We start from the raw sequence: 20,038 nt of genomic DNA, 5'->3' as shown, positions 1-20,038 counted from the left end.
GTTCTCCTAAATAACTGATTATTTTACATATAACAAAAGCATATATTTTTCATCGTAAACATTATAAAATATATTTAAATAATGAAACCAGTCCGGAATACTTTTGGCTTTCAATACATAGCCTTGACCTTCAATTTTCTTTTTATTATAAACATCAAAAGCCGGGACAGTCACTAATGTGGTGGCAGAATAGGCATAAGGAATAAAACGATCGTATATCGTGTAGACATTTATTTTATCTGAAGTGTAAAATCTAGAAACAGCTCCCTGCACTGTTCCGAATGAAAACGGCCCGTAATAAAATGAGTACACATCAATCGGATGTCCGTTATAATAATCATCATAAATTTTTTCGGCTAAATGGACTTGGCCAAATCCCGCCGGTTTAAATATGAATAATAATCCTATGGTATTGATCAAAATAAGGCCGTATAAAATAATTTTCCCCCAATAATATTTACTAAAAATATTGAACCTGTTATCAAAGCACTCAAACCCGTTTACAATTATAAAGGGTAACAGGTTTGCGATGGGAAAAAGAAAACGAGTTTCTTTGTGTCCAATTATCGAGTGAATAAGCAGATAAGGAATTATGCACCATACGATAATACTTTTTTTGTTAAACAGAATTACAAAGACAAAGGCAATTGAAGAAATTATACCTATTGGAATTGTAAGTCTCGTTACAATCTCAACAAAATAAAAATACCAGGGCAATAACCCATAATTGCCCGCAACTTTATCTATTATATTGGTTTTAAAATAATTGTATGGAACAAAGGTAAGCATGCCATAATAATAATAATCTAAAACTGTTGCCAGTAAAACCACAGCTATTATGCCAAGCGAAGCCTTGAGAATTGATTTATAAGCCTTATTGTAAACAGCTAACCAAGCAAAAATGCCAACGATGCATAGTGCCATTTGAAATCGAAACTCAAACATAATACCTAATAACACGCCTACTATAAAATAGTGCCAGGGATTTTCCGTATTTTTATTAATAAGTCCAAGTGCGATTATCAGAAACATTCCTGACCAGGTTTCGGACGAGAATCTGACATTTATAATTGGTAAGAACCACAGGCAAAAACTTAATAACAAAAACATCATCCAATGACGCTTGTTAATTTGCGTTTTTAAGCTCAAAGCATAATATCTTATAGATGAAAGAACAAATATCCCGGTCAACATCCTAAGTAAAGTTGCTATAGCAAATGGGGTTTTCAAGCCTATAAATTCACCCAAACGAATAATTACTAAAGCTATGTAAGGTTGCAATGACGGCCTAAGAAGATAATTGTACTCCCAGGTTAAATCGGTGTCATTGTTCCAACCTGCTTTAAGACCGGCAAATTCAATAAGTTGAAAATGTTCATCCGGATGATGATACCCATTACTAAATATAGACGCAATCAGGTATATTACAATTACTGAAAATGCTAATATTACAGTAAAATTTGTTTTTAAATAGTTGGAAAACATTGAAATCATATTAAAATTATTAGAGAACAATTGTGTTTAATAACGACCATCAGTTCCCAATCAGAATTTGGGGCAATTAACCCTCATTTGGCCTGCCATTTTATCGATTCTGAATCATGCCATTGGTAAGTTCTTTGATGCGAGTAAACTGCAAAATAAACCAGCAATGAAAACAGACTTAATACCACTATAGGCTTAATAAATTTATTTATATTACTATAAATAAGGCTGTAAGCGTAATAAACGATAATCAATCCAATACCAATTGTAGAAACATAAGCATAACGATCTGCAATTATTGCATGTCGTGATAATGGTATAATGTGTAAAGCGATTGCTATATGAATAGAAAAAAACATTAGGCCAAATAACAACACTGGTTGGTTTATAAACTTCCAACAAACTAAATACACAGTAATTATAGCTAGTGGGCATAATAAAATCCAATCAGGCAGCGGTTTCCCCTTAGGCGATGGAAAAGGATATAAATAAAAAAGCTTTGTAGGAATAAGGCTTTTCGCCAAATAATCAACATACGCATAACTACCTAAAAAGATCCGCTGCCAAAAAGGGTAATCCTTTTCCTTGCTAAGAACGCCGTAACCCAGCTTTGATTGAGCAAACATGGTCAAAATTCCAAAAACTAACGAAAGTATCAGAAATGGGGTGATGTAAAACCAGATCTTTTTATTCTTTAAACTGTTTCCCAAACCACACCATAGCAATATCATCCAGATCGGAAATATTACAGCTTGCTCTTTGCCAAAAAACGAGAATACAAATAGAATTACGGTTAGTAAATAATATTTCACTTCCCGTTTTTCCATAAATACAATAATTGTATAAGTAGCTAAAAGGTAGAACGTAGCGTAAACTAGTATTTTTGAAGCACTTATCCATGCAACAGCCTCAACATTAAACGGATGAATACCAAAAAATAATGCAATAAGAAAACCACAAGCGTGAGCCTTACGCTTGTCATTTCTATCTAATCTAAGTATCAATTCCGTACTGATTCGGTAAACAAGTAAAACATTTATTATATGTATTACAATGCTTGCAAAATGAAATACATAAGGATAGTACCCGAATAGCTGATATAAGGTTAAATATAATAATTCATTAAAAGGGGCATATTGTGTATTATAAGTTTCCAAAAATATCGCTTTCAAATTTTGGAATGTGAATCCTCCTTCAGTATAAGTATTAGTAACCACCCATTGATCATCCCATGAATTAAGAAATTCATTATTCAGTAGCGGATAAAAAACAAGTAATACACAAACAACCAAACAAAAGGTAAAGAAAATGCTTCTTTCGTTTTTGCTAAAAAGTGTGATTAGCTTCGTGTTAAAAACAATCATTATATAATAAACCTTGTAAGAAAAAAAACTTGGTTAATCATCAAAAGCTTTAATATTGCCTGCACATATAATGCCGATGAATGGTTAAAGCTTTTTACTGCTCAATTTTTCGTCACTAACAGTACCATTTATTTTAAGTTCATAAGGTTCTTTTTTTAGGTTAGTAAAAATCAGGACTGGATGCGAAAAATCTCCTTTATTGGTCACTATAACATAAGCCGTTATTGTATCCGTAACTTTTGGGGCTATATTATATGGAAATTTCTTATTGATTGAAACGCATCCACAAAATGTTTTTATATCTGTAACCCAGCAATTGTTAGGAGTATTATTGTTTAAAACGAATATAACCTTCTGCTTTTTACGTAACGGTACATTCCCAATATCTTGAACCTGCGGAGTTATTGTGAAACCTTTTCCGATATCGTTTGAAATAATTTTATGATGAATATTTGCAAAATATTTTTCTCTTAATGCCATGTTTATCTTTTCTTCGGTAAAAAAGATTGATGAAATCTTACTATTAGAATCCAGAAGAAAGTAAAACGGTTTATGCAGATCGGCAAGAGCGGTCATACTCTTACTCTCTTTAGCATCCACTAGAAAGATCTGGATCGGTAATCCTCTATTATACAGCTTCAACTGCCTTGGGTTAGCAAATCCTCTGTCTACCAGCACAAATGGCGGTTGAACATCTTTATCTTTCCCAATAAGATCACTGGCAAATTTGATTGCTTCTTTAGCGCATAAATCACAACTATGAGTATCCATATAAATCCCTAAACGATATTTATCAGTCAGCTTGCTTATAGGTACCTCATTTCCGGAGGTATCTCTAAGAACCAAATTATTTTCTATCGGAATTTTTATTTCATCTATATGCGAAAAAAAGAAGGTTTCGATCTCACTTGCATTATAATTACCATATCCGTTTCCATAAAGCTTATTTTTGTAAAACATAATGACTGTGATTAAAGCTATGATGATTACAGAGCTTAAAACGAGAAGCTTTTTCATGTTTTGAGAAACTAAAATTTTTCAAAATTATATAAGAACAATACAGGATTATCATCTTCGCTTAAGTCGTCGATGAACTTTTTATCAGGTCCATAAAGTAACTTCTTCGTTTTGTCATTCCATGAGCCAATAATTCCCTTTAAATCAAAGGGTTGCCAAACCTTGCAAAAATCTCCGTTCTCTAAAGCAAATGTTGGCGAAGCATCGCCTATTAAATTAATGAGCCTTTGAGGTGGGATACCAGGCAAATTACTATCACCAGTGATACCGCCGTACATTATATGGCCTGTGCTGATGGAGTACAAAAGAGGATAAATGTAATTTGATTTTTCTGTAATCCCGAAACAGGCAAAATCCTTCGAAATATAATAGTGCCCGTTAAACGATTGGTTTTTCTTCTCCATAACCATTTTAGAAATCTCTAATTGATCAAGATCCTGAAAATATTTTTTTGAAAAAGAAAGCACATAAGCAGGAGACTTTGTGTCTTTGTTAAGATTCCAGATCGTATCAGGCGAAAGTGTGTTGAAATAATAAAGTTGATTGTTGTAATCCCGAAATGGCAATTGAGCAGTCTTGATAAATTCGCTTTTACGCAAAGCTGTACTGTATGCAAATGATTTTAATTGAGGATTAAAAGCGGTATCTGATACGATGAGCTGATTAAGGTCTACTGCAGGATTTGCTACGTTTGTAAACAGGCAGGTATTCAAATAAACCTGATTGTTTTTAAACTTATATGCATTGAACAAAAAAGGGATTTTTTTCTGACTAACTACGTTACCTTCAAAATCATAGGTTATTATTTTTCTGCCGTCCAGATCTAACGCGCTAAGAGTTTTATTTGATTTATTCAGATCAACATCAACCAAATTAATATATTCAGCCGGCCCTTGCCCACGTCTTCCAATCCTTTTAAGAAAATGTCCCTGGTTATCGAATTTTAATATTGAATAATTATTGCGATCAAATATAAAAATATAACTGTCAATTTGATACAACTGTTCTATGTTACCAATTAAGCACTCAGGAGTTGTTTCCAGTTTAAGCATCCGGAAGTTTTTCACTAAACTGTTTTTGCGCATGGCTGACAATATTCCGGGAACCCGAATAGTAACACCGGCTTCATGTTTTTCATTCAAATATTTAAGTTTGGTATCTGTACTGAAGCCCAGGTCCCTTTTTCGAACATTGTCACAACCTGCCAGCATAACAGTAAGAAACAATAAAGCAGCTAAAGAAAATTTCATATAGTTAGTATTATTTTTTGTGAAAAAATGGTCATTAAAACATAGCGTAGCTAATACTACACTATGTTTTGAAATAGAACTAAAATTAAATAGTTACAGTTGGCACTGGGCAACTTGTCGCGGCAGGGTCGCAAACTGATTCACACGGGGTACAATGGGTAAATGTTCCGCGCGGATTTGTAGCACAAGTACAGCGATTTCCGTCAAGGGTATAACTTACAGTCTCTGTTACTGTACCTGAACCGCTTACCCCGGCGTTTGCGCTACCTACTCCTGGCACACCTGCACTTGCACCTGCACTTGCACCAACAGTATGAGTTACCGTTTTAGTACATGTCATGGGTGTTGACGTACACGTTCTGTCATAATGAGGAGGAGGAGGGGGATCGGCAAAAGCTTTTGCACCAATAAAATTTTTAACCCCGTAATTTTTAGTTGTTACGTTATCGAAATTTAAAGTTAAAGCGAAAATTGCGACGATCGCGCAAAATACAAATTTGATTATTTTCATGTTTATAGAATTTAATGGTTTTCTTAATGAATTAAATGAAAGCATTTATAACAAAATGCAGGGTATAGATTTTAATTCGGCTCGGGCGAGCCTAAGGAAACCAATAGGAATATTGAAAAATATAATTTTTCAAAGGCATGTGACGGTTTAGATTTTGATCGATATAAATAGCCGATCGTTATCAAATATAATAACACTTCTTCGTAAAAACAAATATTAAAGTTCTTTAATGAAACTTTAAACAAATTTATTTCTTTAAAAAAAGAGGTAAAAATAACGTTAATGCCAATATTGCTGTTATTAGGCCACCAATTGAACATGCAGCAAATGAAAACCAAAATTCTTCATTACGCCCAAATACCAGAAAAGGAATAAACCCGAATAATGTGGATATCATAGTAAACATTATTGGAGCAATTTTGAAATTCCAAGCCCTGGAGTAAGCATCTGAAAAACTTAGAGCTTTCCTTTGTTTGCTTATTCTATTATACTCATCTATCAGATATATACCAGAGTTAACGGTAATCCCTGTCAATATAAATAACGCTGCAAGAATTCCTTTATCAAGCTGAATATCAAACAAGCAGAAAGTTATAAAAATACCTATATAAGAAGCCGGAACAGTCAGGATAATAGCAATTGACTGCTTAATGGAGTTAAACAATATACCAGTTGAGAAATACATAATAATGATGAGCAAAAAAATTGTAAAATATGTTTCTCTGACCACAAAATCAAACCCTCCGTCCAAGTATTTTTCTGCTGAGAAGCCCAATGGCAACTTTTGATTTAGCTGCTCCACAGATTGCTTCAATATTAAACCAGCTTGTGTACCTACTCCCAGGTAATCAAATTGCAAAATAAGTTGATACTGTTGATTCCATCTTACTATTTCTTGTGGCATTTGCTCCCTTCCAATAGTCGATATTGTTCCCAACTTAAAACTATGACCATCAACTACATTAACGTCTTGCTCCATTGCCCACAGATCAGAGTTGTCAGCCTGCCTGCTTTTTAAGTAAATTGGCTCATCATGACCATTGTAAGGATACTTACCCATCCACATTCTCTTGCCGTATATTGGGAAAACAGATCCAAAAAAAGTGCTCGGACTTAACTGATAATATGCCAAATTAAACTTGTCAAGCTTAAATACAATTTCATCGTAATCGTTGGCATCTCCCATAAACCTTGGGCTTATGAATATCCTCTTAACACGTTCATGCTTGGAAAGTATTGTCCGTAATGTGTCTGCCCAATTAAACAAATCGTCATAATTATAACCCAGAAGCTTAACTGCATATTGCGATGATTTAGATTGGATGTCATTTGTAAATACTTGGTTATCTAACCCGGATATTGTCCAGCTCCCGCCGCCGATGCTAAGCGCATAATCAATAATCCTATTTTTAATATAAAAATTAGAGCGGCTTTTCACTGCACTTTTGGTGAACTTTACGACTATTACCGCTTGTTTATTATTGTAGATTGATGTTTCAAATTTTTCTACACCGTCAAATCTATAAAGGAAACGTTCCATCTGGCCGATCGCATCACTTATGCGCTGAATGCTTGAACCAGGGGGCATCTTAGCCATAATTGTTATGCTTTCTTTCATGGCGGGGGTATTCTCAGGCTTTTTCGATGTTACTTTTTCATGAAAAAAGTTTATTGAGCCCCCTAAAAAGGTCGCAATTTTTGGCTTAATCTGTTTCTTGAAAGTATTGTTATTGAATAGATTATTATAAACACCTGACATGAAAGTACCCTTCATCAATTCATCAGGCATTAAGAAAAACGGTATACCAAATATGAGTACGCTTACCAATAAAACAAGTCGCCTCCTTCTTATCAACAAATTGATAAGCTTCTTATAAAGCATGCGAAACCGGCTAATCCTTTTTATTTTGTTCCGGTTGCTAATTGCTGCATCTGTTTTCTTTGAAAACTGGCTGATAAACGCCGGAACGAAATACACTACCACAAAAATTGATACAATAATATTTATTACTATAACAATAATAGTATCCGATAAATTTTCGATAACTGATTCCTTTTGCAAAAAAATCAATGAAAGTGAACTAACAGAGGTTAAACCAGTTGTAAATATAGACGCAAAAATTTTATTGTTTTTACGGTTGATAAAATGATCAGAAGTAATAATTACATTATCAATAACCAAGCTTAATGATATTGTTATTGCAATCAGCGAATACGAATGTATTTCCAGTTTAAATAAGTAATAAAAAATAAACGAAATAAAGAACGTTATGAATAAACCAGAAAAAATTAACAATACAAAATATACGCTTCTCCGGATTAAGAACACAAACACCAGCAAGCATAAGATTGTTAACCCCATTCTGTAATAAACTTTTACAAGTTCTGACCTGATAATTTTTGAAGAGTCATACAATAAATTTATAGAATAATTTGAAGATTCCTTCATACTAATACCATGCATCAAATTATTTACGGCAGTGCTCAATTTCAATTGACTATAACTTGGTTCTGCCGTAATAGAGATATTAATCGCGTTTCTTCCGTTGCTTCTGTAATAGGAATCCGGCAAATCCTCTACGTGAGTAATTTTTGTTATGTCACCAAGCTTCACCGGGATTTTTTTTCTGTTATAGACATCAATCAATCTTATATCCGCTATCGATGCTCCTGGATTAGTTACAAGAATTCTTGCAAACTGCGGAAACTTAGATTTTTCATTGATTGTAACCAACCCTAAAAAATCGTTTGTGAAATGGGCTCCTAACGCAACTTTTATACTATTTGGATCTATATCCATTGATTGAAGCTGCCTGTAATCAAATTCACACTCCCAGGCCACTGTTGTAGAACCATCTATTTGGATATCGTAAATGCCCGGTATATTTCTTAGTTCTTTTTTTATAACTTTTTCAGCAAATGAATTGATTTCCGATACTTTCTTATTTGATGTGATCGCATATTGCATAAATGGCATTGATTCACCATCAGGTAAATCCATCGTTAAAGTAGGATATGATATACCTTGAGGAAGTTGCTCCCAGGCTTGTCTGATTATTGACGAGGCTTCGAATCGTGCTGCATCTACTTCAGTATGTTTATCTAACTCCATTTGTATGCTCCCCCATCCGTTTGCAGAAGTCGACGAGATATTTACGATTCCTTTAATTCTAGAGAACATTCCTTCCAATTTCGACGTGACAGCCATTTCAACACTTCTCGGGGATCCCATTGGCATAGAATAAGATACGTTCAAAACCGGATGCTTTTTATCAGGAAAAAGTTTAACAGGTATAAATGGCAAAAGCAAGCAGCCAATTATTGCTGCACATACAAATAACATTATAATCGTAAAAGATGAGATCTTATTCATACAACGTTATTATTGCGGATAATAAAAACGAATCGGCTTTCGATTGTTAATATCATATAATGTCAGCTTCCGCAATTTGAAATAACCTTGCCAGTAGTTTTTTAAAACAGCCATGTAATTTCTTTGCGCATTCTGCATTCGGTTTGTAGAAAGTGTTAAACTGTTTATGTCAGTTTTCCCAATGATGAAACGTTGTTTATTCTGTTCATAAGCTCGCTTGGAAATTTGAAGTGCCTCAAACGCGGTTTGAATAAATTCCGATTGCGTTGAAAACTCATCTATTGTCATTAAGAGTTCACGTTCAAGTTTTGTTTCCGTTTCCTTTGCTGATAAACTAATGATAGACATGTTGCTTTTAGCTACATTGAAATTACCTTTTCTGACGCCCCAGTCTATAATAGGTATAGTTAAACCCAACGAAAACACAGTTTGTTGTAAAGGGGACTGGTAAGCTTGACTGAACGAACTACCTATTTGGCTATAGCCAATAGTCGCGTTAAAACCAATATTAAATTGCGACTCTATTTTTGTTCTTGCTAAAGCCTGTTGGGACGCTAATAGCTGCTGCTTGCCTTCTAAAATATCAGGATTATTCTCTTTGGCAAATCGTAATAATTCAGAGAGATTTACTTCGATTTTTTGTGGCGGATCAGGAATTTTCACTTTTATATTTGCATCCCTATATTTATTTATATGCGCGGTAAGTGTAAACATGGCCCTTTTCAAGTTCGTTTTAGCACTTTGTACACTGTTACGCGCATTCATCATATCTAATTTCAACGTTAGAAGATCTGCCTCTCCCATTGACAGTATTTTAAACTTCTCAATACCGATTTTGTAAAGAGTATCGGCATTTTTTAAGTTTTCACGAGCTAAATCATTTTCGTTTTGAGCAATCGCTAAATCAAAAAAATACTGTGAAGTTGTCTCCGAATTTTCTTCTATGCCGTAAATAAGCCCTTTCTCAGCTTTTGTAAATTTCAAAGGGGCGATCAACTTTGACCATTTAAACGGATTATATCCAATTAAATCTTGCTGATATCCAACTCTAATTGGTATGCTGGAAAATTGCTGAAACGGATTATCGCCAAAATTTCGGATAACACTCAGGCCGGATTGTGCAAATAGTGTTCCGCCGGTAAAATCGATATTTTGTTGCAAATTTAAAGTCGCTTCACCATAGTAAGAGCTTTGTCTTCTATAAGTGTCAACATTTTGATCTGAATTGTAACGTTTAACGAAATCCCTGGAATATTGAGCCGGAGTTGCAGAGAGCGACAATGACGGTAGCCTGGCGGCCTTAAAAGATTGAAACGCCCAATAATCTGATAAATAACCATTTCTCACCCTGAAGATCGTTAATGAACTATCGTTTGCCAACCTAATAGTTTCCATCAAGTCTAGTTCTACATCCTTAATTTGTTGTGCGTTGACAAATGATGGAAATAAAATTATTAAATAAAAGATCCTTAGAAATAACCGTCTCATGCTATATTGAATTTGGGATAGTTTCATTCCGCCTGTATAAAAACCAATAAAGTAAAGGGATAAAGAATATACTAACGAAAGTACCGATGCTCATTGAGGTTATCATTGCTATGGCGAGCGGACGCTGCAGCTCTGATCCAAGATCATTAGTTAATAAAACAGGAATGATCGAAAGGATAGAGGTCAATGCCGTCATGATTATAGCCCTTAATCGTCTTTTTCCGGCAATATGTATGGCTTCCATTATGCTTTTTCCTATTTTGACTTGCTCATTCATAACTTCAATTTTTAATATTGAATCATTGATTATTACTCCGATAATCACTATTAAACCTATCGCACTCATTAAATTTAGTGTATTGCCTGTTATCCAAAGTATAACCAGAGTAAAGGCTATATCTATAGGTACTTCGGCTAAAATAATCCAGGGTTGTGTTAAGCTTTCAAATTGAGCTGCGAGTATGAAATACATCAAAAGTAGAGACACTATCAAAACGAATAGGAGTTGTTTAAGTAAATCTTTGTTTGCTAACATACTACCCGAATATTTTGCATACCATCTCGGCATAGTATTTACAAGTGCTTTTGCCTGCTTAGAAAGTTTATCAAGGTTTTTCACCTGATGAAATACTATCGGGATATACTCGCCGCTTCTGCCGGCAACAATTTGTTTTAAATCCTGCACAACTCTAATCTCTACCAGGCTGCTGACAGGTATTTCTATAAATTTTCCAAAGCCATCTTTTGCGCTCCTGATAAACGTGCTGTTAATCAAATTCGATATCCCCTTTTTGCTTCCAGCTATCATTATAGGCATGGTTTCTTGATAAGACTGAATTGAAGTTATCTCACTATCATTTAAAGCGCTTTTTAAGGCCCGGAACACGTCATTACGGTTAATTCCAAAATTCAAAAGTTTATCAGCGTTAGGAACAATCAGATACTGCTGCTCAAAATTTACCGGTTCAAATTTCTCATTTGTAATAGCCGCTAACTTTGTTTGGACAGATTCAACTATAGCTGGGTAACTAGTAACATCATTTGTTTCTGGATACAATTCCATTACAAAATCGCCCGCATCAGGTTCAAATATTTTTTCAAAAATATTCTCAGGCGGATCGAAGTTAACTATTGCTTTAGGGTAATTTAGCTTTATCCATTTGTTGACGCGTTCTTGAATCGTTTTAATTTTTCTTGACGCATCCGTCTTTAAATAAACCTCGGCTTGTGATGACGTTAATTCCTTGTTTTTGTCAATGAAAAACTGCCTTTCACCTACGTAAGCAGCATTATTAGCTGATGATGTATCGACAATAGCCAGTAACGCATATATCCTTTTTGCATTCTCCTCTACATGTATATTTTCATTCCAATCTATGCGTCCGTTCGTTTCTATATAATCAATTTGAGGCATAGTTGATGTGGGCATTATCCTAAAAAGCAGGAAACATATCGGAAAACTTAAAACCATTAAAGTAGTGAATATGGCCTTATTATTAAAAATATAATCCACCCCTTTTTCGTAGAAACTAAACGTTACTTTATCTATACTTCTTTGAATGTTCAAAAAAATCAAATTTATCCTGTTACTTTTTTTGCTCGTATAGAAGATCTTATACAATACTGGTAAAAGTATGATTCCGGTTAAGTAAGACACTAGTAGGCTTATAGTTACAGCTAACGCCTGTGCCGTAAAAATAGCCCCGGCAACATCACTCATAAATACCAACGGGGCAAATATTGCAATTGATGTTAGAGTAGAGCTAAAAATAGGAATGGCTACTTCACGGGTTCCATTTTCGCAGGCTTCTTCTAATGAATATCCCTCTTCTATATTTTGTGTTATTATGTCCGATACCACTATGGAACTATCCATCATGTTACCCAAAGCCAATATTAATCCCGATAATGTTACAATATTTATAGACTGTTTAAAGAGGTAGAAAAAAATAAATGATATAATAAGAGCTACCGTCATACAAATACCGTTTATAATGGGTAGCTTGATATTACCAAGAAAAAACACAGCAATAATCAGTACTAACACAAATCCCTGAAGTAGGTTTGACTGCAAGTTGTTGATAGTGTAATCAAGGAGTTCCGTTTGGTTCCTGTTCACTGTGAATTCAACATCGGGATATTTTTTTTGGAAATCTCTTAATACTTTGTTTAGTTCCGACTTCAAATTACCTATAGTTTCATCGCCTTGTTTTATAATGGCTATTGTAACTGCACGCTTCCCATCAACGATCGACAACCCATTTTCCCTTTGCTTAGATACACTTACCTCTGCAAAATCTTTTATTTGATAAAATTTCTCATTTTTTTTAATGTAAACGTTTTTTATATCCTCTAGAGACTTTAATGGAGACGAAAATCTTACGTTAAATTGATACTGCCCATCCTTCAAGATCATACTACTGGGCTCCACATTGTTCCTAATTAATTCATTTTCAATGTCGTCTATTGTAAGATCGACAGAACGTAATTTATCGTAATCGGGATTGATTTGAATAGCATTAAACATCAGGCCGGTCATATCAGCCATGGCAACCTGAGGCAATTGCTCGATTCGTTTTCTAACAATATTATCTGCAAAATGAGATAGATCTAAAAATTTGCCATCATTGGTGCCGAGACCTTTTTTATCTGATTTTAAGGTAAGATTAAGGTAAAATACAGGCAGATCTGATGCACTAGCTTTAATCACCCGAGGCCGGGCTGACCCGTACGGCAAACCGTTCATTGATCCGTCAATCTTTTCGTTTACCTCAATAAATGCCAAATCGGTATTAGTTCCATACTTAAATTTTAATGAAATGACAGCCGACCTGTCCCGAGTTTCACTGTGTATATCAGTTATGCTGTTTATTTGTGATACTTTTGATCGAATAGGTTCAACTATTAACCTTTCAATTTCGCGGGCTGACATTTGACTGGTGGGGCATTTAATAGTTATTTGCGGAATTGATATATCCGGCAAAAGTGAAACCGGAAGCGCAGAATAGGCTATAACACCAAGAATTGTGCAAGCAATGAAAACCAACACTACCGATGTTGGTCGCGTTAAAAAGAATTTAACCATAATTGTTGAATTAATTGGGTTGTCTTTCTAAATGACTGATTACTTTAACTGGCGATTCGTGGGCAAGTGTCAGGTTCCCCTTCGTGATTATAGTGTCGCCTACATGGAGCGTTTCACTTTGAATTGAATATTCATTCTCGTTTTCAAGCTTCGCCGTTACATAATTCCACACAGCTTTGCCATGGGATAATGAAAAAACCACTTGTCTGCCGGTCCTTTCTACAACAGCATCTTTGGGAACCGTAATTTGCATCTCTCCGCGGTTTTTAATATTTACATGAACATTCATCCCATCAATAATTAATGGGTCGTAGTTAACCTTTGCCCTAACTCTAATGGTGCCTTTTTCATCCACAGTTGGGTTAATTTCGGTTATCACTCCATTAAAAGATAAGTTTGGGCTACTAAATGGCACTACGCGAACTTGATTACCTATCTTTACATTATAGACTTCACTTTCCATCAAAGGGAACGTAACTTCCATATTATGAACATCAATCACTTGACAGAACTGCTCACCAGTAGACATCGTTTTAGCCTTAGCAAACAAATTTATTACCTTGCCACTAATTGGCGAACGAAGAGTGGCATGTTTCAGTGCATATTGAGCTAAGTCATATTGAGTTTGCGCAGCGTTAACACCGCTTTTAATCTTTGCAAGATCTTTTAACTCCTTTGAAGCGCTTTCTACATTGTCCGCTTTATATCCTTGACCTATTAACAAGTCCTGATATTCTATATAAGCTCGGGCTAGACCTGTTTTAGCTTGTTCGACACTTTTTTGCAAAGTATAACTTTCCAACTCCGCTATTTTTTGATCTTTACTCACCATAGATCCATTTGCAACATAAACATCTTTGATAATCTCCTGCATGTTAAATTTCAATGTCACTAAAGATGCTGAGCTAATGTGGCCATTACTTATAGTTTCTTGATTAAAATTTGTCTTTCGTAGGGTTTCAACCTCAACAATTGCCGGTAAATCAGCTGTTAATTTTTCTACAGAATCCGCAGTTGCCTTTTCTTCTTCACTGCCGCAACTAATTAAAAAGATTGAAAGAAATAGAAGTAATTTAAGGAAGGGCAAATATGCTGCCTTGGGATGTAGATGCATGAAATGTGGTTTATGATAAAGGTTTAGTTAATTCAATGCACTAAATTAGTTAATTATTGCTTTTTACGCTATTTTTAAAAAAAAAGATTAATCAAATACATATTTACTTTAAACTAAACCATCATACGTTAATTCATTAGATAATAATGACCCGAAAAAAATTATGGATCAAACCGATCATAGAGCAACTCACTGACATTTGGATATATATTGGTTGCTTTGTTGCATTATTCGCAGTGGGCTATTATGCACAACTTATAAAATATTACCCGACAAATTTTCATCTTGGACAGTGGGATGCATCTTTGTATGAGGATATTGCCTTTAATGGTTATTATCATGACCCAATAAATAGGCGAACTACGATAGCTTTTTTTCCTGGCTTTCCCTACTTATGGCGATTATTACATTTATCTAAACTACAGATATCTGCATTCAATTTTACATTATACTTCACATCTTTTATTTGGCTTTCAAAAACCTTCAGCTTTCAAAAGATACATCGGCTACTTTTTCTTTCTGTTCCAAGTACAATATTCTACTTCTTGCCATATTCCGAAAGTTTGTTCTTTTTAAGTTCAACAATAATTTTGATAGCACTTAAAAAGCATAACTACAAGTTGTTTTTGATAGGCTTAGCTGCATCCTCATGGGTCAGATCCGTTGGTATAGTTTTTTTACCAGCATTAATTTTAATTTATCTCATGTCACAAAACACCAATAAAGCAATTGGGAAAAAACAACTAATTGGAGGAATTATAGTTATTGTATTAAATACGTTTCTTGTTTTTTACTTTCAATATGTCGAAACAAATGAATGGTTTGTTTTTTTTGAAGCACAGTCGTTCTTTGGCAGGAATTTTTCATTCCCTAAGTTTCCTTTAACCACAATTGAGGGAACTTCTATTCTTTGGCTGGATGGTTTTGCGTTGCTACTCTCTAATTATGCCATAATTGTACTTTGCATTTTAATTATCAAGAAAATTAAAAACAAGCTTTTTGCGGTTGATAATTCATTTATCTTATCAATTGCCTACCTTTCTATTATCGGTTTTATAGGTATATTTTATGGTGGCGTTACGCGGTTAAATAATGGGACATCCCTATGGAGTTTAAATAGATTTATTTTTTCAACTCCTTTCTTTATGGTTTTTATAAGTCAGATTCCAAAAGACATTATCAAAAAAAGTTCAAATTTTGCATTTTTTGCTTTAATATTTACTTTGTTCGAACTAGGCCTCTATAAAAAAAACGTGCAACATACCTATTACTATCAGACATTAGTTTACTTTATGATTTCATCAATATATTATATAATTACCTATTACGTTGCATTAGAAAAAAAGATTTTTTTTCTAAAAACCATCTTTTTTATAAATATACTCATATCGATATATTTATTTGATCGTTTTCTCTCCGGTTTGTGGGTTGCTTAGTAATCCATCATTTTATTACGTCTATCCTTAAATAAGACTCTAACATCAACCTCTTAATTTATAAGTTCGGTACGTTAAGATATTAGTATACTTGGTACCGAATATCCAATGATTAACAACATATTCTAAAGTAACATGGTCAAATTTTAATGCGTTTGCCGTGACTAACATCTAATTATATTTCTGTAAATAATATATTTATCTATATTAGGCCAACCAAACTATAACCTTTGAAACAATATTATCTTATCATCCTGTTATTGCTATGCGGCTGCCAGAAGGGTAAAGAACAAAATGCCAACAGCATTTTTGTTAAAACCTTTACGCCACAGCAGTTACGGCAGGATATTGACTATGTACGCGATTCGCTTACACAAAAGCAGCCCAATCTATATTGGTATATAAGTAGGGCCAAGCTTGATTATAAGTTTGATAGTCTTAAAAACGCCATCAATACCCCTTTAACTGCACCCCAATTCAGAATTAAGCTACTCCAGGTTTTGTCAAGTATTGGAGATGGGCATATATCTTTATTATTTAATGAGCCGAAGATCCCCCCAGCTGATATGCTTTTTTTTAACGGTGACAAAGCATATCCCATACAGCAGCTGGCATATAAGATCATAAATAGCAAACTGTACGTTTTAAAAAACAGTTCGGGAGATAATACCCTATTGCCCGGTGCGGAAATTCTTTCGATCGATAATAAGCCAGCCTCTGAGCTTATTAAAAACTTTTCGGACGAGTGGCCGTCAGACGGCTATAATCAAACTTATAAAATTGGGCGATTAAACTTAAATGATTTTCCCTCCCGCTATTATTTCACGTATGGGTTAAAAGATCAACTAACCTTTACTGTAAAGCAACATGGCAGCATAAAAACCTGCAAATTATCTGTTCTCACGAGGCCCAAACCAAAATCCAACGCTAATGGGGTTATAACAAGTTCCTACTATATACTTAGCAGGCAGCGCACTGCCTATATTATGGTAGCAGGGTTTGTTAACGCATCTGACCCATTTGTTAATCTTTTTAAAACGATTAAAGAACAGGGTGTTAAATACCTGGTAATTGATCTGCGAAATAACATGGGTGGCAACGTTGTACAAATGGGTAAGCTTTTTGGACATCTTATAGGGAAGCCCACTTATTTTTACAAAACAAAAATGGGCGATTTAAACAACGCTCAAAAAACAACAGCAAAATTATTAGACTACGGCAGTAAAACACCAATATTACCCGACAGCAATCATTTTGAAGGAAAGGTCTATGTCATGATAAATGGCGTTTCCTTTTCGGCAGCGGCTTTACTCGCCGCCAATTTACAAGTCAACCGAGCTGTTTTAGTAGGCGAAGAAACAGGGGGAGGCCGCAATGGCTGTACTGCCGGGATAACCCATGAGTCTGCTTTGCCTAACAGTGGCCTGCTTTTTAGATTTGGCCTTATTCAGTTGAAAATTTCACCGGAGGCGAAACAATATGGGCGGGGCGTAATGCCTGACGTACCTATTGTTTACACTATTAATGATTATTTAAACGAGACGGATCTGGAGGATACATGGATATATAATGACATTAAAGCAAAGGGGGCATATAAATAAAAAGCCCTTCTTTGTTATTATTAACTAATCACCCCAATAATAAAGATGGGTTCGAATCCAGGAGGGTTTACTCAAAGATAAAACCTATATTTTATAGCCCCGAGGCCGGGTTTCCAACCAACATAAATTATTGTCGCCACACTATCCCATTTTAACTTTGCCGGATGCCGCGAATCTGGTATTTTTTTGTGGGCGGGAAAGGGCAAGTGTCTTGCGAAGCTTCACTCTGCCGTGCGTCCGGCAAAGCGAGTGAAGGAGTGATTCCCGGATACCGGGGATTCATGAATGAACCTGCTTTGCCGGAATGGAGGGCTTTTGTCAATTAGACTGCTTTTTTAATGATTTCAAACTATCCGCTTCCCTTTCGAGCTGTTTGATACGCAACTCAGTTTCCTGCCCTTTTTGATACCTTTCTATGCTGTCTGTTCTGTAGCTGTTGATACGAGATACCTTAAAACTGTCCAAATCATTAACCATTTCCTGTTTGTCATTTTTGTCCAGTTTAATATAATTCCAATACCAGGCTTTGCGGAAACGGGTGTTCTCGCTATCCATATACCAGTACCGGAAACCAAACCAGCTAAAAAAGCAGGCAATAATGGCCAGTTAAATACATAGAGCGTTTGCCCATAATCTTTAGAAAGCCCTTACCGCCGTCCTCCGGCAATACCAATATACGGTTTTTGATGAAAAGGTCGGCAAGCTGCCTTTGTACGGCGTTTTTTATAGTGCTAAAACCATCAGCCACAATGTTATAGACGGGTAATAATTCCGGCGCGGGCGCTGTTACCTGTATGTTCTCTATCTTACTTTTGAAGCCTTCTACTTTTTTAGTGAGTTCATCAACCTTTGCAGGTAATACTTTAACCACGTCTTTTACTGCCTGTAATTCTTTGGTGAAATCCTCCATCACCGAATTAAAATCTGTTTCGTTTATCATAATCTAAATCCTCCCGATTGTTTAATTTGCTGTTCTTCTTCTTTTTGCTTTAACTGTTCTTGCTGCCTCTGCTGCTGAATCACCTCCCTTAACTTTTGAGCCATACTTGGTTGTTGTTGCTGCTCTTGCTGCATCTGTCTGTTTTGTGCTAATTGCTTTTCAATTTTTAATAAAGGATAACCAATCTGGCTTCCTTTAAACCTGACCGCCTGCGCATCTATAAAAGCGATACCTCTGCCCAATTCGACGTCATAGCCTTTTGCAGTAATCTTATTCTGAAATTTTTTCATGGTTGTGGATTCCTTTAAGAATTTAGCAATAGCCTCTTTTAATGCTTCTTTACGGATGTCCTGACGTGGCAACATCCTTTCTTCTTTAGACAGAAACTTACGTGGACTAAGCACTTGTTCCAATTGGTGCTTCCTTTCCATACTTCGGCAAAAGTTTGCCATTCGTTTATAGTTATTGCTATCGGATACCGTTTTAGCATCATAACCAACCCTATTGGCCACAATATGCACATGCTGGTGCTGCCGGTCAGCACGTTCTATAACCACGTATTGGTTTTTTTCAAATCCAAAGTCTTTAGCCATCTGTTTACCAATGTCAATTTTATCCTGGTTAGTTAACTGGTCTGAATGGGCAAAGCTTAAAGAGGCATGTAATACTGGTTTAGATAGCTTTGCGTTTAAATAATGCACCTCATTGAACTGCTGTATCAATTCCTTTTTATTACCGAAGCATTGATTATAACAGATAACCTGTGCCTGTTTTTTCCCCTGTTCTATTTCCTGCAAAGCTTTACTCTGTTGTAATCTGCCTTCATGCAGGTAGTTCAAACATCCCCGAAAACTTTTCCCGGTGCTTATCTTACCAATCATTGCAAATAGTTCTTAATATCCGTAACTACTTGTGTAGGCTGGTGCTTTGCTGGTTGAGCCTTGCACGTTCAAGTACGCTTAATTCATCAAAGCTATTTCGCTTTTTAGCGATCTGATTAAGGTTGGCAGCTATGTGGTTTAGAGTTCCCGTCAATTGTAATACCTCTCGATTTAGGGTTTTAACCCGGAATTTTACCGCTCCTTTCAAGCCCATTTCCCGCAAGTATTCGGATACGCTTAAACCAACCTGTTTAGCCTTGTTTTCAATCTGCATCCCCTCAAAAAAGGAACACTTAACGGAAAGTGTTCGCAACCGCTTTACTTCTTTTGGCGGCCTGCCGCCTTTGTTATTTTTTCAAGCATCTTTAAATCCTTTCCTGTCTTAAAAATCTCCCCATGAATGCGATAGCATGAATGGGGCCAGCAAGTTTTGGTAACACCAAAACATAGCTCATACTTTAGCAGGGTAATTCAGGAGATAGGTAAATGAGTA

At 35.4% G+C, this 20,038-nt stretch carries 15 protein-coding genes; 2 read left to right on the top strand and 13 right to left on the bottom strand.

Features of this window, described 5'->3' with window-relative positions; genetic code table 11:
* Positions 1-18: 18 nt before the first annotated feature.
* From ABIB50_RS15510 to ABIB50_RS15470, 9 genes are all read right to left on the bottom strand, one after another.
* Complete coding sequence (locus tag ABIB50_RS15510; RefSeq protein ID WP_429381039.1) at positions 19-1,485, bottom strand: hypothetical protein; 1,467 nt, start codon at positions 1,483-1,485, stop codon at positions 19-21.
* Between the two features lie 83 nt (positions 1,486-1,568).
* Positions 1,569-2,849 carry a hypothetical protein gene (locus ABIB50_RS15505; protein ID WP_429381037.1) on the bottom strand — a complete coding sequence of 427 codons (1,281 nt, stop codon included), beginning with the start codon at positions 2,847-2,849 and terminating at the stop codon, positions 1,569-1,571.
* A gap of 84 nt (positions 2,850-2,933) precedes the next feature.
* Complete coding sequence (locus ABIB50_RS15500) at positions 2,934-3,866, bottom strand: DUF1573 domain-containing protein (protein ID WP_429381035.1); 933 nt, start codon at positions 3,864-3,866, stop codon at positions 2,934-2,936.
* An 11-nt stretch (positions 3,867-3,877) separates the two neighbouring features.
* Positions 3,878-5,008: a 6-bladed beta-propeller gene (locus ABIB50_RS15495; RefSeq protein WP_429381033.1), complete on the bottom strand. Its 1,131-nt coding sequence runs from the start codon at positions 5,006-5,008 to the stop codon at positions 3,878-3,880.
* A 193-nt stretch (positions 5,009-5,201) separates the two neighbouring features.
* On the bottom strand, positions 5,202-5,627 hold the full coding sequence (locus ABIB50_RS15490; protein ID WP_429381031.1) for a hypothetical protein: 426 nt from the start codon (positions 5,625-5,627) through the stop codon (positions 5,202-5,204).
* 247 nt (positions 5,628-5,874) lie between these two features.
* On the bottom strand, positions 5,875-9,000 hold the full coding sequence (locus ABIB50_RS15485; protein ID WP_429381029.1) for an efflux RND transporter permease subunit: 3,126 nt from the start codon (positions 8,998-9,000) through the stop codon (positions 5,875-5,877).
* Between the two features lie 9 nt (positions 9,001-9,009).
* Complete coding sequence (locus tag ABIB50_RS15480; protein ID WP_429381027.1) at positions 9,010-10,515, bottom strand: TolC family protein; 1,506 nt, start codon at positions 10,513-10,515, stop codon at positions 9,010-9,012.
* Positions 10,490-13,573 (bottom strand): efflux RND transporter permease subunit, encoded by a 3,084-nt coding sequence (locus tag ABIB50_RS15475; RefSeq protein ID WP_429381025.1) that lies wholly within the window; start codon positions 13,571-13,573, stop codon positions 10,490-10,492. Before ABIB50_RS15475 ends, ABIB50_RS15480 begins: the two co-directional genes overlap by 26 nt.
* 10 nt (positions 13,574-13,583) lie before the next feature.
* On the bottom strand, positions 13,584-14,687 hold the full coding sequence (locus ABIB50_RS15470) for an efflux RND transporter periplasmic adaptor subunit (RefSeq protein ID WP_429381023.1): 1,104 nt from the start codon (positions 14,685-14,687) through the stop codon (positions 13,584-13,586).
* Positions 14,688-14,833: 146 nt separating this feature from the next.
* Here ABIB50_RS15470 and ABIB50_RS15465 point away from each other — a divergent pair, with 146 nt between their 5' ends.
* The gene (locus ABIB50_RS15465) at positions 14,834-16,123 is read left to right on the top strand and encodes a hypothetical protein (protein WP_429381021.1); all 1,290 of its coding nucleotides are present in this window, start codon (positions 14,834-14,836) and stop codon (positions 16,121-16,123) included.
* Between the two features lie 230 nt (positions 16,124-16,353).
* On the top strand, positions 16,354-17,724 hold the full coding sequence (locus ABIB50_RS15460) for a S41 family peptidase (RefSeq protein WP_429381019.1): 1,371 nt from the start codon (positions 16,354-16,356) through the stop codon (positions 17,722-17,724).
* 318 nt (positions 17,725-18,042) lie between these two features.
* Here ABIB50_RS15460 and ABIB50_RS15455 read toward each other — a convergent pair whose 3' ends face one another.
* The 4 genes from ABIB50_RS15455 to ABIB50_RS15440 are packed head-to-tail and all read right to left on the bottom strand — an operon-like array spanning position 18,043 to position 19,858.
* Positions 18,043-18,279: a hypothetical protein gene (locus ABIB50_RS15455; protein ID WP_429381017.1), complete on the bottom strand. Its 237-nt coding sequence runs from the start codon at positions 18,277-18,279 to the stop codon at positions 18,043-18,045.
* 25 nt (positions 18,280-18,304) lie between these two features.
* Complete coding sequence (locus ABIB50_RS15450) at positions 18,305-18,664, bottom strand: hypothetical protein (protein ID WP_429381015.1); 360 nt, start codon at positions 18,662-18,664, stop codon at positions 18,305-18,307.
* Positions 18,661-19,545, bottom strand: coding sequence for a relaxase/mobilization nuclease domain-containing protein (locus ABIB50_RS15445; RefSeq protein ID WP_429381013.1), 885 nt, complete (start codon positions 19,543-19,545; stop codon positions 18,661-18,663). The genes ABIB50_RS15450 and ABIB50_RS15445 overlap by 4 nt, the downstream gene beginning before the upstream one ends.
* A 25-nt stretch (positions 19,546-19,570) precedes the next feature.
* Positions 19,571-19,858, bottom strand: a complete 288-nt coding sequence (locus ABIB50_RS15440; RefSeq protein WP_429381011.1) for a plasmid mobilization protein — start codon at positions 19,856-19,858, stop codon at positions 19,571-19,573.
* Between the last annotated feature and the right edge of the window lie 180 nt (positions 19,859-20,038).

It is taken from the genome of Mucilaginibacter sp. UYCu711 (assembly GCF_050433825.1).
Taxonomy (GTDB): Bacteria; Bacteroidota; Bacteroidia; order Sphingobacteriales; family Sphingobacteriaceae; genus Mucilaginibacter.
Note: the sequence above shows the minus strand (reverse complement) of the source record. Positions and strands in the feature narration are given on the sequence as shown.

Coding starts and splice junctions, on each gene's coding strand:
- ABIB50_RS15510 (WP_429381039.1), bottom strand. CDS start 1,485: ATGTTTTCCAACTATTTAAAAACAAATTTTACTGTAATATTAGCATTT.
- ABIB50_RS15505 (WP_429381037.1), bottom strand. CDS start 2,849: ATGATTGTTTTTAACACGAAGCTAATCACACTTTTTAGCAAAAACGAA.
- ABIB50_RS15500 (WP_429381035.1), bottom strand. CDS start 3,866: ATGAAAAAGCTTCTCGTTTTAAGCTCTGTAATCATCATAGCTTTAATC.
- ABIB50_RS15490 (WP_429381031.1), bottom strand. CDS start 5,627: ATGAAAATAATCAAATTTGTATTTTGCGCGATCGTCGCAATTTTCGCT.
- ABIB50_RS15485 (WP_429381029.1), bottom strand. CDS start 9,000: ATGAATAAGATCTCATCTTTTACGATTATAATGTTATTTGTATGTGCA.
- ABIB50_RS15480 (WP_429381027.1), bottom strand. CDS start 10,515: ATGAAACTATCCCAAATTCAATATAGCATGAGACGGTTATTTCTAAGG.
- ABIB50_RS15475 (WP_429381025.1), bottom strand. CDS start 13,573: ATGGTTAAATTCTTTTTAACGCGACCAACATCGGTAGTGTTGGTTTTC.
- ABIB50_RS15470 (WP_429381023.1), bottom strand. CDS start 14,687: ATGCATCTACATCCCAAGGCAGCATATTTGCCCTTCCTTAAATTACTT.
- ABIB50_RS15465 (WP_429381021.1), top strand. CDS start 14,834: ATGACCCGAAAAAAATTATGGATCAAACCGATCATAGAGCAACTCACT.
- ABIB50_RS15455 (WP_429381017.1), bottom strand. CDS start 18,279: ATGGATAGCGAGAACACCCGTTTCCGCAAAGCCTGGTATTGGAATTAT.
- ABIB50_RS15450 (WP_429381015.1), bottom strand. CDS start 18,664: ATGATAAACGAAACAGATTTTAATTCGGTGATGGAGGATTTCACCAAA.
- ABIB50_RS15445 (WP_429381013.1), bottom strand. CDS start 19,545: ATGATTGGTAAGATAAGCACCGGGAAAAGTTTTCGGGGATGTTTGAAC.